The sequence below is a fragment of the Paraburkholderia sp. J41 genome (genome assembly GCF_905220235.1).
Classification (GTDB): domain Bacteria; phylum Pseudomonadota; class Gammaproteobacteria; order Burkholderiales; family Burkholderiaceae; genus Paraburkholderia.
This window is the reverse complement of sequence record NZ_CAJMZE010000025.1, coordinates 40,874-56,043: the sequence shown is the minus strand read 5'-3', so window position 1 is coordinate 56,043 and position 15,170 is coordinate 40,874. Positions and strand designations below refer to the sequence as shown.

At 63.9% G+C, this 15,170-nt stretch carries 7 protein-coding genes, 1 pseudogene and 1 riboswitch; of the genes and pseudogenes, 2 read left to right on the top strand and 6 right to left on the bottom strand.

Annotation, left to right across the window (positions count from 1 at the left end):
* Positions 1 to 89: 89 nt before the first annotated feature.
* From U5805_RS22890 to nirB, 5 genes are all read right to left on the bottom strand, one after another.
* On the bottom strand, positions 90 to 1,646 hold the full coding sequence (locus U5805_RS22890; RefSeq protein WP_322105787.1) for a MutS-related protein: 1,557 nt from the start codon (positions 1,644 to 1,646) through the stop codon (positions 90 to 92).
* Positions 1,643 to 3,178, bottom strand: coding sequence for a MutS-related protein (locus tag U5805_RS22885; RefSeq protein ID WP_322105786.1), 1,536 nt, complete (start codon positions 3,176 to 3,178; stop codon positions 1,643 to 1,645). Before U5805_RS22885 ends, U5805_RS22890 begins: the two co-directional genes overlap by 4 nt.
* A gap of 152 nt (positions 3,179 to 3,330) precedes the next feature.
* Positions 3,331 to 3,395, bottom strand: a riboswitch (Fluoride riboswitch).
* 291 nt (positions 3,396 to 3,686) lie between these two features.
* Positions 3,687 to 7,907, bottom strand: a complete 4,221-nt coding sequence (locus U5805_RS22880; protein ID WP_322105785.1) for a sulfite reductase subunit alpha — start codon at positions 7,905 to 7,907, stop codon at positions 3,687 to 3,689.
* Between the two features lie 94 nt (positions 7,908 to 8,001).
* Entirely contained in the window at positions 8,002 to 8,385 is a 384-nt protein-coding gene (gene nirD, locus U5805_RS22875; protein WP_322105784.1) for a nitrite reductase small subunit NirD, read from the bottom strand.
* A gap of 29 nt (positions 8,386 to 8,414) precedes the next feature.
* Positions 8,415 to 10,973, bottom strand: coding sequence for a nitrite reductase large subunit NirB (nirB, locus tag U5805_RS22870; protein WP_322105815.1), 2,559 nt, complete (start codon positions 10,971 to 10,973; stop codon positions 8,415 to 8,417).
* 619 nt (positions 10,974 to 11,592) lie between these two features.
* Here nirB and cobA point away from each other — a divergent pair.
* Together cobA and U5805_RS22860 are read left to right on the top strand one after the other, a co-directional pair.
* On the top strand, positions 11,593 to 12,600 hold the full coding sequence (gene cobA, locus U5805_RS22865) for a uroporphyrinogen-III C-methyltransferase (protein WP_322105783.1): 1,008 nt from the start codon (positions 11,593 to 11,595) through the stop codon (positions 12,598 to 12,600).
* A 395-nt stretch (positions 12,601 to 12,995) separates the two neighbouring features.
* A pseudogene (locus U5805_RS22860) lies at positions 12,996 to 13,667 on the top strand (response regulator); the annotation flags it as partial.
* Positions 13,668 to 13,769: 102 nt separating this feature from the next.
* On the opposite strand, the gene U5805_RS22855 reads toward U5805_RS22860, so the two are convergent.
* Positions 13,770 to 15,164, bottom strand: a complete 1,395-nt coding sequence (locus U5805_RS22855; protein WP_322105781.1) for an MFS transporter — start codon at positions 15,162 to 15,164, stop codon at positions 13,770 to 13,772.
* Positions 15,165 to 15,170: the final 6 nt, after the last annotated feature.

The window sequence follows — 15,170 nt, the reverse complement described above, 5'->3', positions numbered from 1 at the left end:
TTCCCACTCGCCACCGCAAGCGCAGTCACTTACGAAACGTGCGAGCTTGCACCTGATGAGCGCGGCGTCGCTTTGCCCGTCTAGCAACCTCATGCCCCATCGACTTGAGGCAGTTCATGATTTTCCAAAGACCCGGAATTCTCTGCGAACCGCGAATCGGTGAAAATCTGTCTGTACAAATCCTCGCCGAAACTGGTCTGCAACGGCTCCCCCTCCAGAAGTCTGAACGTTCGGGTTCCGTCGTCCTGCCGCTGCGCGCGCAAGAAAAATTTTGCGCGGCGATCCTCTTCATGGAGCGCCCTGGCAAGCGTAAAGAGGTGCGTCACAAGCACCACCTTGACGTGGCGGTCTAGCAAAGCATCCACGATCTGCCGCCCGACCTGAGACCCTTCACGCTCATTAGTCGACGCAAACGATTCGTTCGAGAGGAACAGTCCGTTCTCGACCATATGATCGACTATCTCACTCATGCGCCGGAGTTCCTCGTCGAACTTTCCGCCTTGCATACTCGCGTCTTCCTCGCGCTTGTAATGCGTGAAGATGGCCTTCGCGACGTTAGCCTCAAATTCGGTGGCGCCGACGAAGATGCCGGCCTGAAGCATTATCTGGGCAATGCCGATACTGCGCAGGAACGTCGACTTCCCTCCCTGGTTCGCGCCTGTCACCACGATAAGATCGCTGCCGTTCGCATCCGCATCGTTTGACACCGGCGGCTGCTCCAGCCGCAACGCAAGACTGACGTCGTAAAGTTGCCGATATCGGCACTTCCGTTCGCCAACGGGGCTCGGCAAAGGAAAGCACACCGACATGCCACGGCGCTGAAGCGCGTCGCGCATATTCAGACATCCCGTATAAAAACCAAGCTCCGCCCGCAGCATGAAAAAAAAACTCTTGATGTGATCGGCGGATTGCGCAAGTGCGCTCGCCACCTGATTGATCGCGCGAGCCTCAAGTTCGCCGAGCGCGCGAGCGCCATTTTCGTCGCGATCTGGAATATGAAATGTTCGGGACGGCGGTCCTTTCGCAAACAGCCGTTTGAAAAAATTGGGATCTTTCTCGTGGGGTTTGCGCAGGACATAATGCTCGCCTTTCATTCCCTGTCCAAGTCTGGCGCTCATCAGTTCGCCGTCGTTGAACTTCAGGTCCTTCAAACATTGCGCGATGGTCACGAAATAGTCGTCGGTTAGCTCCCCCTGTATCATGCCGAAGAACCGTCGGAATCCCGCGGACTGAAATTGTCCGATGTTGTCGTCTGCAATGCGGCGCAACTTTGCCAGTAAGTCTAGAAACGCGTGAACCAGATCCCGTGCGCTGTGCAATACGCTGGTTGGCGAAGCCGTCAGTCCCCAGTAAAAACCCTTTTTCTCCACGACCAGAGCCTCAACCGCGATGTCGTATAACTGCCTGACGACCGGCTCATGTGCGATACAGTCCTTGAGAACCGCTTGCCGGTAAAGTATGTCCTCGACATCGACCAGACTCAAAGGCACGACCTGACTCACGATGTCGTAAAGGTATTCGTCGCCTGCCGCCATCGCGTTGTAGATCGTCGGTAATTCCAGGTCCTGGCTCAGCGTTTTCTCGTTCCAGAACTCGTCGCGACGCCACGGAAAATCGCTTCCCTCATAGAGCAAATAAACTTTCATGATATGACGCGCTCCTTGATGCGTTCATAAGTCAGACCGTATTGCTCGGCAACGGAAACCGCGTATGCGCGGCCGTCGGCGGGACGTCTGCGGACCCGGAAGGTGCGCATCGACGGATTGTCGGGGTTCATTTCGCTCACCATGCTCACGGTTTGCGTCCCCAGTCGCGCAAGCTCCTCGATAAAGGTCACGCACACGCACAACGCATCACGGTTCATGATCTCGCCGATGATCCGGCGACAAAGAAACAGTGCGTCTGCAAGCGTTGTCGAGCTGAAGATTTCATTCATCAGAATGATGCTTTTCGAAGTCGCGGCCTGAAGAATGTCGTGCATCCGAATCAGATCGTCCTGTAGCTTTCCCCGCAGATCATGGGTATTTTCCTCGCGCTCGAAGTGTGCAAAGAGCTGATCGTAAAGAAAGAGCCGCGCCTCCTGTCCCGGCACCATGCAGCCCAAACGCCCCAGAAAATGGAGTTGGCCGAACGTTCTCGCAAATGTGGTCTTGCCGCCGTTGTTCGGCCCGGACACGACAAAGACACGCTCGGGGCCTTCAAGATAAAAGCTGTTGGTGACTACTGCGACGCTTTCCGCACATAACTTGTGAGCCAGCACCAGGTCAAAGGTGTTTTCGCAGCGAACAGCCTTGCTCGTTTCCAAAATGACGGGATAGCTGAATGAAAGTCCGGCGGCGCGGCATGGCTGTGTGTAACTTCGATAGGCCACGTAAAACTGGATTTCACGGTCGAATGCCGCGATCTTCGCGTCGATAAATCCTGAATGGCCGGTGCAGAATGCATCGAGAAGCGCAAACGGACGTGGATCAAGCTCCGCCGCGTAGTCCAGAATTTGCGCCTCGACATGATTCATCTCCGGCCAATCTTTCAGCTTGACGCTGTGATCCTTGACGTCTGCCTGCTTGAAGCGGTCGAAGGTACGCAATATATAGGAGCCGTAGTCTTCTTCATCTTCATAGTTGAGCACTGTGACGGCGCTTCCGTGAAGATGAATGCAATAGCGCACGCCGGCCAACGCGGCTTTCACCTCATCGAATTCTTCTTTGAGGGTTGTAAAGGGATCAGACTCGACGTACGCGCTCAACCATGAAATGAAAGCGCTCATCCCTCCCGATTGGCAACGGGCGGCTTGCAATGCAACAAGCAATGCCTGAACGCCCTGGCAATATCGCGAGGCCGCTTCGAGAAACCACCATTGCTTTTGTCGCCCGTAATAAAGTCGCTTTGCTTCATCCAGACACGCGCGCATTTTTCTCATGGAAAGCGCAAATGCCTGTACCGCAGCCAACACTTCATGTTTATCGAGGTCTTGCATGACCTCGTGCCGGTAGGTTATCGCGCTACATCGGCCCAATTCAGCCCGAAAAAAGGGCGCGAGATCGTATTCCTCGAATCCGCGCGTGACATCCACCACAAACTGATCGAGGTTGAGGTCGCCAAAGAAGTGCGGCTCCGCGACGTCCCCGGAAGGAGGGCCGTCTTCGGGCAATGCAAAAAGGATGCTGTGGAATTCCATCTCGTATCCCGCTCACCGTTCGCGCGTGCGAACGCGCTTAGCCAGTTGCCCAAACGGGCCGGCTAGAGTGGCTGAAAACCGGGACGCACCGTCACACGGCGCAGACAGAGAGGGTAGCGCGCTCCACGCGCAAGCCTACAGTGCCGTTTCCCAGGCCTGTAGGCATCATTAGCCCCGAAGGGCGGTTATGGGGAGGAATGCCATCTCCCTCAAGAAGTTTAGATCGACGCTGCCTGACTGACAATTCAAAGTGACAATTCAAAGCAGGCCATCACGCCGAACTCGACCTCTTTTAAAACATGCGCATGACTGAAGGCATCAATGACATGACGCTCATTTCGCAATATCTGTGCCTGACAAATCGCAGACGCGAAAGGCCCGGGACGAATGCCCCTATCTCTCGCTGAGCCTGACTAATCGGCGAAAAACGCGAGCGACGGCCATTACGCCGCGCTCGGCGAGGAGCGGCACAGCAGCGCCACGCCGGCACGCCGCGCCGGAGTCGATATCAGTAGACGTCACGCACGTAGCGCTTGTCCCGCGCCAACCCGCTGACGTACTCGCCGGCCGCTTCGCCGCTCATGCCGCCGTGCGCCGCCACCACGTCCTTGAGCGCCGCATCCACGTCCTTCGCCATGCGGCTCGCGTCGCCGCACACGTAGAGATGCGCGCCGTCTTCCAGCCACGACCATAGCTGCGCGCCCTGCTCGCGCATGCGGTCCTGCACGTAGACCTTCTCGCGCTGGTCGCGCGAGAACGCGAGATCGAGCCGCGCGAGGTGGCCGTCGCGCTGCATCGTTTCCAGTTCATCGCGGTAATAAAAGTCGGTGGCCGCGTGCTGCTCGCCGAAGAACAGCCAGTTGCGTCCGGTGTCGCCGCGCGCCTGGCGCTCGTGCAGGAAGGCGCGAAACGGCGCCACGCCGGTGCCGGGGCCGACCATGATCATCGGCGTGGCGCCGTTGCGCGGCGGGCGGAAGTGCGTGCTCTTTTGCACGAACACAGGCACGCTGCCCGCGTGGGCGCGATCCGCGAGAAACGTGGACGCCACGCCTTTGCGCTCGCGCCTGCCGTTGTTGTAGCGCACCGCCGAAACGGTCAGATGCACTTCGCCCGCGTGCGCCTTGGGGCTCGACGAAATCGAATAAAGACGCGGCTGCAAACGCTTCAACAAACCCAATAGTTCGGATGCCGAAACATCGACGGGATATTCGTGAAGCACGTCGGCGAGTTGCTGGCCCCAGAGCCAGTTGCGCAGATCGGTCTTGCGCGATTCGTCGAGCAGTTCCGCGAGGCCGCGCGTGCGCGTTCGCGAAGCGATGAACGCGAGCACGTCCGGGTTCGGGCGCGCGATCTCGTAGTGCCTGGCCAGCGCATCCGCAAGCCGCATCTCGCCGTGGCCGCTCACATTCACGGCGGTCTCGCCGGAAAGCCGCGTGAGGTCGAGCAGTTCTTCGACGAGCGCGGGGCAGTTGGTCGGCCACACGCCAAGCGCGTCGCCCGCTTCGTATTCGAGCCCGGCCTCGCCGGTCGCGAGCGAGAAATAGCGCGTGTCCTTGGTCGCGCCCTGCATGTTCAGGCGCACGTTGCGCAACAACCGCGACGTGGCCGGGCGCGCCTTGGTGGCCGCGCAGCCGGGCAGCAGTTCGGGAATCGCGCCGTCGGCGGGCACCGCGTGCAGCGCGGCGTCCTCTTCCTTGATGCGCGCGACGATGCGTTCGAGCCATGCGTCGGCCGTGGGCTGGAACTCGCTGTCGCAGTCGGTGCGTTCCATCAGGCGCGTCGCGCCCAATGCTTCGAGGCGCGCGTCGAGCCGGCGGCCGTGGCCGCAAAACTGGTCGTAGTTGCGGTCGCCGAACGCGAGCACCGCGAAACGCAGCGACGCGAGACGCGGCGCGTCTTGCGCCGCCAGCGCGCTCCACAACGCCTCGCCGTTGTCGGGCGCGTCGCCGTCGCCGAACGTGCTCGTCATCAGCAGCGCGTATTGCGCTTTTTCGAGGCTGGCGAGCGAATAATCGGCCATGCAGGCGGTGCGAATCTCGAAGCCGGACTGCATCAGATGCGTGGCGTACAACTCCACGAGCGATTCCACGTTGCCCGTTTGCGACGCCCACAGCAGCACGACCTTGGGGCGCGTATGCGCGATACGCACGCCTTGCGGCTTCTCGTCGGCGAGCGTTGCGGCGGCGCCGGTCAGCACCGCGGGCGCGGCCGGTGCGGCGGACACGTGCGCGGCGCTTTCCGCGCGGCTGAACAAGCCCGCGAGCCATCCGTCGACCCACGCGCGCGTGGCCGGCGCGAACGGCGCGTGCGCGGGCAGCACGGGCACGCCCGCGGCATCGCCCGTTTTCAGCGAGCGCAGACCGCCGACAAAGCCCGCGAGATACTGGCGCTCGGTTTCGTCCAGTGGCGGCGCGGCGATGGCGTCGAGGCCGAGAAGCGTCGAAAAGGCGTCGATACGGGACATGTCGTGTTCCTGAGACGGATTGGCGGCGAGCGCTTCCTGCGCGGCGACACCGCTATCGGCATCGGCATCGGCATCGGCATCGTTTTGCGCGGGCGCGTCAGGGAGCGCTTGCGGTGCGACGCGCGCGAGCGACACCGCGCAAAACTTGAGTTCGGGCTGCCTGGAGATCGGGTCGACGGCGTCGCTCGTCACCGCGTTGATGCAAAGCTCGTCGCCGTACACATCGTTCCAGTGCATCGGCGCGAAGCAGTTGCCGGGGCGCACGCGCTCCGTGATGACGGCGGGCAGCACCGCGCGGCCGCGCCGCGAGCGCACTTCCACGCGGTCCTTCGCGGCAATGCCGAGTTGCGCCGCGTCTTCGGGATGAATCTCGACGAACGGGCCGGGATTGAGCTTGTTGAGCATCGGCACCTTGCCCGTCTTCGTCATCGTGTGCCATTGATGCTGAAGCCGCCCCGTGTTGAAAACGATGGGGAACGCGCCGTCGGGCAACTCGGCGGGCGCGACGTGCGGGCGCGCGAAGAACACGCCCTTGCCGTGCGGCGTGGCGAACGCGATGCGCGGGCGCGTGCCGTCCTCGCGCAGCTTGAGCGTTTGACTCGTACCGTCGTTCAGATAGCGCACCGGGTTGCGATCCGCCGCGTCGCGCGAAGCAATCGGCCATTGCAGCGGCGTTTCGCGCAGCTTCGCGTGGCTCGCGCCGCGCAGGTCGTAGCCCGTTTCCGGATTGGCGAAGCGCGTGATTTCGTCGAACACCTCGGCCGCGCTCGCGTAATCGAAGGCATCGGCAAAACCCATTTCGCACGCCACGCGCGCGATGATCCGCCAGTCGGGCAGCGCTTCGCCGGGCGGCTCGACGGCCTGCTGCATGAGCGTCATGTTGCGCTCCGAGTTGATCATCACGCCCTCGGCCTCGGCCCACAGCGCGCCGGGCAGCAAGACGTCGGCGTAAGCGTTCGTTTCGGTGTCGAGAAAGGCATCCTGCGCGATCACGAGTTCCGCGGCCTTGAGACCCGCCACCACGGTCTGCCGGTTCGCGACGCTCGCCACCGGATTCGTGCAGATGATCCAGCACGCCTTGATCTCGCCCGCGCTCATGCGCGAGAACAGGTCGATGGTGCCGCCGCCCACCTTTTGCGGCAGCGTGCCCGCGGGCACGTCCCACAGTCGTTCGACGAAGGCGCGGTCGTCCTCGGAGAGCACCGTGCGCTGGCCCGGCAAACCGGGGCCCATGTAGCCCATTTCGCGGCCGCCCATGGCGTTCGGCTGGCCCGTGAGCGAGAACGGCCCGCTGCCTTCGCGGCAAATCTTGCCCGTCGCGAGATGCAGGTTGCAGATCGCGTTGGTGCTCCATGTCCCGTGCGTGCTCTGGTTCAGGCCCATGGTCCAACAGCTCATGAACTCGGGCGCTTCGCCCATCCATTGCGCGGCGCGGCGAATGTCGTCCACGGCCAGACCCGTGATTGTCGCGACGTTTTCCGGCGTGTAATCGTCGAGGAACGCGGGCATCGCGTCCCATCCTTCGGTGTACTGAGCGATGAAGTTCGCGTCGGTATGGCCGTTCTTGTGCAGGAGATGCAGCAGGCCGTTGAGCAGCGCGAGGTCGGTGCCGGGGCGAATCTGCAAGAACAGCGAAGCCTTGTCGGCCGTCGCGTTGCGGCGCGGGTCCACGACGATCAGCTTCGCGCCTGCCTTCACGCGGTCCATCATGCGCAGGAACAGAATCGGATGGCAGTCCGCCATGTTCGCGCCGATCACGAAGAACAGGTCCGCCCGATCGAAATCACGATACGAACCGGGCGGGCCGTCCGCACCCAGCGAGAGCTTGTAGCCGCTGCCCGCGCTCGCCATGCACAGGCGCGAATTCGACTCGATGTTGTTGGTGCGCACGAAGCCCTTGGCGAGCTTGTTCACGAGGTACTGCGCCTCGATCGACATCTGCCCGGACACGTAGAACGACAGCGCGTCGGGGCCATGCGCGTCGAGCGTCGCGCGCAGGCGCCGCGCCGTGTCGGTGATCGCCTGCGCGAGCGGCAGCGGCACGGGATCTTCGTCGCGCGCGTGCCGCACGAACGCGCGTTCGAGCCGCCCCGACTTGCGCAGCGCGACGTGCGCCGAAGTGCCCTTCGTGCAGAGCCGCCCGAAGTTGGACGGATGCTCGGGGTCGCCGGCGATCTTCATGACCTGGCCGTCCTCGACGTGCAGGATCATGCCGCAACCCACGCCGCAATACGGACACACGCTCTTTACGCTCTTGCTGCTCATGCCGTCGATCGCTTTCTGCCAAACGCCGCCAAACCTCGGAAAGCGCCGCGCTCACGCGCCGCGCACCTTGCCGTTCACCGCGCCGTTCATCGCGTCAAGCGGCCACCCACACCTGGCCGTCCTGCACGCGCGCCGCGAACGCGCACACCGAATGCTGGGGCGCTTCGAGGCATTCGCCCGTGGCAAGGTCGAAGTGATGCTTGTAGATGGGCGAGGCGACCACGATGCGTTCGCCCAGACTGCCGATCAAACCGCGCGAGAGCACGGCCGCCTGCGAGTTCGGGTCGTAGTTGCCGATCGCGTAGACGCTGCCCTGACCCGCGCCGCGGCCGTCGTCCACATGAAACACGGCCACTTGCTCGCCCTTCACGAGCGCGCATACGCCCGTGTTCGGCACGATGTCGTCGAGCCGGCACACCGGAACCCACGACTCCCCATTACGCGTACCGTTATGCGTACCATTCCGCTCTGCAATCATTTCGGATTCCTCTCTTATCGGCTATCGCATCAAGCGGTTTCGACCACCACGGCAATCTCGTCGAGCGCTTCGTAACGCGCCGGCGCGCTCGCGCGTTCCTCGGGCGTGGCCGGACGAATCTGCCCGCGCTCCTCCACGAAGGTCACGTTCGCGTCGCCCGCGTCGCTGTTGACGAAGTGACGGAAGCGGCGGCGCGTGGCGGGATCGGTCACGGCCTTCTTCCATTCGCATTCGTAGGTGTCCACCACGAGTTGCATCTCCGCTTCGAGTTCCGCCGCGAGACCGAGCTTGTCGTTCACGATCACGTCGATCAGATAGTCGAGGCCGCCTTCGAGGTTGTCGCGCCATACGCTCGTGCGTTGCAGCCGGTCGGCCGTGCGCACGTAGAACATGAGAAAGCGGTCGACGTAACGCACGAGCGTGGCCTGGTCGAGGTCGGACGCGAGCAGTTCCGCATGGCGCGGCTTCATGCCGCCGTTGCCGCACACGTACAGATTCCAGCCCTTTTCCGTGGCGATGATGCCCACGTCCTTGCCTTGCGCTTCCGCGCATTCGCGCGTGCAGCCCGACACGCCGAACTTGATCTTGTGCGGCGCGCGCAAGCCCTTGTAGCGGTTCTCCAGGTCGATCGCGAAACCCACGGAATCGCCCACGCCGTAGCGGCACCACGTCGAGCCCACGCACGACTTCACGGTGCGCAGCGCCTTGCCGTAGGCATGGCCCGATTCGAAACCCGCGCCGATCAGCTCCTCCCAGATGAACGGCAGTTGCTCCACGCGCGCACCGAAGAGATCCACGCGCTGGCCGCCCGTGATCTTCGTATAGAGACCGTATTTCTTCGCGACCTGGCCCACGGCGATCAAGCCGTCGGGCGTGACTTCGCCGCCCGCCATGCGCGGCACGACCGAATAGGTGCCGTCGCGCTGAATGTTGGCGAGGTAGTAGTCGTTCGAATCCTGCAAGCTCGCGTGCTCTTTCTTCAGCACGAATTCGTTCCAGCACGAAGCGAGAATGCCGCCCACGGCCGGCTTGCAGATATCGCAGCCCAGACCGCGGCCGTGCTTCGCGAGCAGTTCGCCAAAGGTCTTGATGCCTTCCACGCGCACGAGGTGATACAGCTCCTGGCGCGAATAGGGAAAGTGCTCGCACAGATGATTGTTGACGGCAAGGCCCTGGCGCTGCATTTCCGACTTCATCACCTGCGTGACGAGCGGCACGCAGCCGCCGCACGACGCGCCCGCGCACGTGCCTGCCTTCATCGCGGCGATGGTGGTCGCGCCCTCGCGCACGGCCGCGCAGATTTGCGCCTTCGAGACGTTGTTGCACGAGCAGATTTGCGCGCCGTCGGGCAGCGCTTCCACACCGAGCGCGGGCTTCGCCTTGCCGTCGGCTTGCGGCAGGATCATGAATTCGGGCGCTTCGGGCAGCTCGATGCCGTTGAGCATCATTTGCAGCAGCGTGCCGTATTCGCTCGCGTCGCCCACCATCACCGCGCCCAGCAGCTTCTTGCCGCAATCGGACACGACGATCTTCTTGTAGACCTCGCGGCGCTCGTCCGCATAACGGTACGAACGGCTGCCCGGCGTCTTGCCGTGCGCGTCGCCGAGGCTCGCCACGTCCACGCCCATCAGCTTGAGTTTGGTGCTCATGTCGGCGCCCGCGAACGTCGCGGCCTCGCCCGCCAGCGCTTTCGCGACGATGCGCGCCATCTCGTAGCCCGGCGCGACCAGGCCGAAGATTTGCCCTTGCCACAAGGCGCATTCGCCGATTGCGTAGATGTTCGCATCGCTCGTGCGGCATTGATCGTCGATGACGATCCCGCCTCGCGCGCCAACGGCGAGCCCGCACGCGCGCGCGATTTCGTCGCGCGGACGAATGCCGGCCGAAAACACGATCATGTCCGCTTCGAGATGCGTGCCGTCGGCGAACTGCATGCGGTTAGCGGCGCTTTCGCCATCGACTATTGCCGTGGTGTTCTTCTGCGTATGCACGCTCACGCCAAGCGCTTCGATCTTGCCGCGCAGCATGCGGCCGCCGTCGTCGTCCACCTGCACGGCCATGAGGCGCGGGGCGAATTCCACCACGTGCGTCGTCAAGCCCATGTCGCGCAGCGCCTTCGCGCATTCGAGGCCCAGCAAGCCGCCGCCGACCACCACGCCCGTTCTCGCGCTCGCGCCGCGCGCCTGCATCGCTTCGAGGTCGGCAATGGTGCGATAAACGAAGCAATCGGCGCGATCGTTGCCGGCAATGGGCGGCACGAACGCCGACGACCCCGTGGCCAGCACGAGCTTGTCGTAGGCGAGCGTTTCGCCGTTGGAGACCGTGACGGTGCGCGCCGTGCGATCAATCGACGTGGCCTTCGCGTCGAGCACGAGACGCACGTTGTCGCGCTCGAAGAAGCCGGGCGCGACGAGCGAAAGATCGTCGGCGCTCTTGCCCGCGAAGTATTCGGAGAGATGCACGCGATCGTATGCGGGGCGCGGTTCCTCGCACAGCACGGTCACGCGCACTGCGGGGCCGCCCTCGGCGAGAAGGCTCTCGAGAAACTTGTGGCCCACCATGCCGTGGCCGATCACCACGATCTCCATCGCGAGGGAATCGTTCGTTTCGTTCGTTGCTTGCATCGTGAGCCCCGCAAATAAAAAAGCGTCCCGCGATTCCAGCTTGTGCGAAAGCCGGATTCGGGGGACGCCATTGCCCTGAATGAAATAAACCGTGTGCGTTGGTGCGCTGCTTCGTTCGCAGCCGAATCGCCATTGATTCGCGCGGCACCTGCTGCCAACGTCAATGCAAGCACTGTGCCAATCCGCGTGAAGCCGCTGAATCGCCAGCGGCAGCCCGCGTGCGGCCGTGGGTTGCGGCGCGTGCGCGCGATTGACGTGCGATCGCGCGGCGCATCGGCGAAAGCGCATCGTGATGCGGACGGGCACAAGTTTGGTGCCTCGCGGCACAGCCGATGTGCGCTTTCGGGGCCGCGCGTTGCGCGCATCGTCGGTGAATAAAGCTGGGCGCCGCGCGCGTGCGCTGGTCTGGAATTTGCATCGACGTAAGCATCTCGCGGGTCCGGCAACGATGCCGGGCAAGCAACGCGAACGAAGCAGCGAAGCACGCAGCAAAGGCATGACCGGACAAAGGCGTCCCCTCGTCGGCAAGGCGAGCGGACGCTTTTTTTTCGGGCAACGAAACGCGACGTAAGGGAAACACGCGATGAATACGGGCAATGAGACGGGCAATGAGACGGGCAATGAGATGGGCGACGAGTCGGGCAAAGAGACGAGCAGCGCAGCGGATAAAAGTGCGAACGACAACGCGAAAACATGCGCGCGCAACAACGCGGATATAGGCGCGGGCAAGGTCACGTTGGTGAGCGCGGGTCCAGGCGATCTCGATCTGCTCACGCTGCGCGCGGCCAAGGTCCTGGCCAGCGCCGACGTGGTGCTGCTCGACGATCTCGTGAATCCCGAGATCGTCACGCTCGCGCCGCAAGCGCGCGTGATTCGCGTGGGCAAGCGCGGCGGCTGCCGCTCCACGCCGCAAGCCTTCATCGAACGCCTGATGCAGCGCTACGCGCGGCGCGGCCTGCACGTGGTGCGCGTGAAAGGCGGCGACGCGCTGCTGTTCGGCCGCGCGGGCGAAGAACTCGCGGCATTGCGGCGCGCGGGCGTGACGATTGAAATCGTCAACGGAATTTCCTCCGCGTTCGCGGCGGCGGCGGGGCTCGGCATGTCGCTCACACATCGCGATCATTGCCAGGGCGTGACGTTCGTCACCGCGCACCTGCGCGACCACAGCGAGCCCGACTGGCGCGCGCTCGCCGCCACGGGCATGACGCTCGCGATCTACATGGGCATGAGCCGCATCGACACGCTTTGCGCCACGCTCGCCGAAGCGCTTTCGCGCACCACGCCCGCAGCGGTCGTGCAATGGGCGGGCAGCGCGAACGAGCGGCGCGTGACAGGCACGCTCGGCACCATCGCCATGCTCGCGCGCGCGGCGGAACTGGGTAGTCCCGCCATCATCCTGGTCGGCGATGCGGTCGGCGAAGCGGCGGCTTTCGGCACAACGCCTCGCTTGCCGAACCTGAACGATTCTCACTCTCCGTTGAACGTCCCTCACGCGCTCATCGACACCGACATCGACACCAACATCGACATCGACACTGACAGCCACACTGACAGCGACATCGACCTTGCGCCGATACGCCGCCGCGCCTGAGGCATTCAGCCGCATAAACGCTCGACACGAGGCGTCGCGCTAAACGAACGCTATCCTTCCGCCCTCGCACGCGTTTGCAGGGCCGCGTCCGGCTGCCACTTCCGCATATCCCACGGAGTACTAATAATTTCACCTGCCTTCCTACACGATTCCTACAATGCCTATGGAAATCCCCGATGCTACGCCCGGGGTCGTGAAAGCGTAAGGAAGGATTCGCGTAGCTAAAATTCATTCAAGGAATATGGCTTGCAGCGCTGCGCCGCGAGCCGTACGTCGAGGAGACAGCTCGCGCCGTTCATCTCTCCCGCCTTGCGCCGCGTCATGCATGACAGCATGGCCGGCGCCTCGCCGCGATGACGTGCAGAGCCGGACCGAGGCCGACAAGGAAAAAAAACATGAAGCTCCTGCTCATCGAAGAAAATCCCCAATACGCTCGCTGGTTCATCGAATTGCTGCGTGCGCAACGCTACACCGTGGATAGCGTGGGCGACGGCGAATCCGCCGACTCGCTGCTCAAGCTTCAACGTTACGATCTCGTGCTGCTCGAAATGAATTTGCCGGGCATGAGCGGCAAGAGCGTGCTGCTGCGGCTGCGCCGTCGCGGCGACAACGCGGCGGTGATGATGCTCACCGCGCGCGGCTCGATCGAGGACAAGGTGGATTGCTTCGACGCGGGCGCCGACGACTACCTCGTCAAGCCGTTCGACACGCGCGAACTGCTGGCGCGCGTGAAAGCGCTGATCCGCCGTCAAGGCGCCGACAAAGCCGCGTGCCTGAGTTGCGGCGACCTGCACTATCGCTCGGACACGCGGCAATTCCGCCGCAACGAAACGCCGCTGAACCTGCGCCGCCGCGAGCACTCGATACTCGAGGCGCTTATGCTGCATCAAGGCCGCACGGTGTCGAAGCACGCATTGATGGAAAACGTTTTTAGTCTCGACGACGAACCGAGCCGCGACGCCATCGACATCTATATTCACCGGCTGCGCAAGCATCTCGCGCATTCGAGCGCGCAGATCCTCACGCTGCGCGGCCTCGGCTACATCCTGCGCGAGAAGGACGCCGCGCTCGTCGATCACGGCGAGTGCGGCGCGGCGCAACCCGAACTCGTGCCGGCACGCGAACCGTGACGTTTGCGAGCGTGGGCGGCTGCGCCTGCCCCGCTTGCCTCAATTGCCGACGCTCGCCTGCGAGGCATGCACCACGGCCGGCGCAAGCGCGGCTTCCTGCGGCAGCGCCCATTCGAGCCAACGCGCGCGATGCAGCACCACGAGGCCGAACGCCACGGCGGCAATCACGCCGAAAGTGGCGAAGCCCATTTGATAGCTGCCCGTGCTTTCCTTCGCGATGCCCATGATGACCGGCAGATAGAAGCCGCCGATGCCGCCCGCCGCGCCGATGATGCCCGACATGAGACCGGTGCGGCCTTGCCAGCGGCGCGGCACGAGCTGAAACGTCGCGCCGTTGCCGAGACCGAAGCACACGTAGGTGAGCGCGAGCAGCGCGATGCCGGCGGCGAACGGCGGCATCCAGAACGCGAATGCGAAGTCGCACAGCGAGATGGCCGCGAGCAGCAGCACGAGCGCGCGCACGCCCGAGATGCGGTCGGCGACCAGGCCGCCGACCGGGCGCACCATCGCACCCGTGAGCGCGAGCAGCGACATCACCACGCCCGCTTCGAGCTTCGGCACTTGATAGAGCGAGATCAGCAGCGTCGAGATATACGAGGACATGCCGACGAAGCCGCCGAACGTGATGCTGTAGACGAGCATCACGACCCACGTATCGCCTTCCGCGAGCACGCTGCGGTAGTGGCGCGGCAGCACGGCGATGGCAAGCAGCGCGCCCAGCAGCGGCAGCAGCAGCACGCCCGTCTTGCCCGCGCCGAACAGGCCGGCATGCACCGCCAGCACGAGCACGATGAGACCCACGAGCGTGATCGCGAACGCGCGGAACGCCTGCGGCGCGCTGCCCGACTTCGGGCTCAGATCGCGCGCCCAGAACACCACGGCCGTGGCGGCGAGCGCGAGCAGCGGCAGCGCCGCGCCCGTCGCGTGCGCCCAGCCGTGGCTGCTGGCGATACCGGGGAACAGGAAGCCGTCGAGCACCGCGCCGATATTGCCCGCGGCCGCGAGACCGAGCACGAGGCCTTGCACCTTCGGCGGATAGTTGCTGCCCGCCATCGGCAGCGCCACCGCGAAGCTCGCGCCGCCCACGCCGAGCAGCACGCCCAGCACGAGCAGCAGCGTGTACGACGGCGCGCCCGGGATGAGCAGCAGCACGACCGACGGAATCGCCGAAAGCGCGATGCCGAGCAGCGCGGCGCGCCGGCCGTCGCAAGCCTGATAGAGATTGCCGAGCGTCACGCGCAGGATCGCGGCGCCCAGCACGGGCACGGCGACGAGCAGGCCGAGTTCGGCCGGCGTCATCGCAATGTCCTTCTGGATGAACGGCGCGAGCGGCCCGAACATCACCCACACCGTGAAGCCGGTGTCGAAGTAGAGGAAGCACGCGATCAGCGCGCGCCAGTTGCCGCTCTTGAGCGAAGTTGCGAGGTCTTTCACGAGGTT